The sequence below is a fragment of the Streptomyces niveus genome (genome assembly GCF_001723055.1).
In the GTDB taxonomy this organism is placed as follows: domain Bacteria; phylum Actinomycetota; class Actinomycetes; order Streptomycetales; family Streptomycetaceae; genus Streptomyces; species Streptomyces niveus.
In genome coordinates, this window is sequence record NZ_MDCR01000598.1 from 1 (window position 1) to 832 (window position 832).

The window sequence follows — 832 nt, forward strand, 5'->3', positions numbered from 1 at the left end:
TCAGGTCCGCGAAGCGCAGGTCGGCCCCAGCAAGGTTCGCGTCCCTCAGGTCTGCATTGATCAGGTTCGCGCCCCTCAGGAACGCCTCGCTCAAGTCCGCGTTGCTCAGAACCGCGTCGCTCAACGCCGCCCCTGATGTCGGGTCTGCCGGGTCATTGGGCTTGAGTTCAACTCCAGGAAGCTGGGCATCACGGAGGTCCGGGCGGAAGCCGTCGTCATGGGTGGGGTCGCGCTCGGCAAGGACATTGAGCGCGGCATGGACGTCGGCCAGTACGACCTGGCCCTTCGCTGGGGGTTTGGCAGCGTGGGTACGGAGATAGGTGGCGAGGACGTTGGCGATGGTGGGCTGATCACGGTGGGAGTCCTGCATGATCCGCTGCAAGGCGTAGATGCCGCCCAGCCGCATGTCCATCTTCTCCTCACCGAGGTGTCCCACGGCTGCGGTGTACCGATCGGTGATCTGCCCCTCCTTCGCCAGAGCCCGGTCGTCCCGCGCCTGGGCATTGGCCTGCTGGGCCTGCTCGTTCGCCTGCCGCGTCTGAATGCCCGAGTACCAGAGCCCCACCACCGCCACGACAGCGGTGACCACGACGGTGCCCAGCTCGATCCGCCGCGCCCAGTCCAAGCCCCCCGGCCGTTCCTCAGGAGCGGGAACGGTCTCCTCCTCTAACCGTTCCTCAGAAACCGGGACAGTCTCCGCCGGCCGGGCGGAACTCGCCCCCGGACCGGCAGAAGTCCGGGCAGAGAGACGAGTGGTGCGACGTAGTCGCGGACGACGGGCAGGCGTGGGAGACATACCACTATTCGACCCCCAACCCCCGCCCCACCGCAG

The 832-nt window shown here is 67.4% G+C and carries 1 protein-coding gene; it reads right to left on the reverse strand.

The window, feature by feature from the left end; translation table 11 throughout:
- On the reverse strand, window positions 1–625 hold a 625-nt coding region (locus BHU15_RS37815; RefSeq protein ID WP_255293327.1), incomplete at its 3' end, for a pentapeptide repeat-containing protein.
- Between the last annotated feature and the right edge of the window lie 207 nt (window positions 626–832).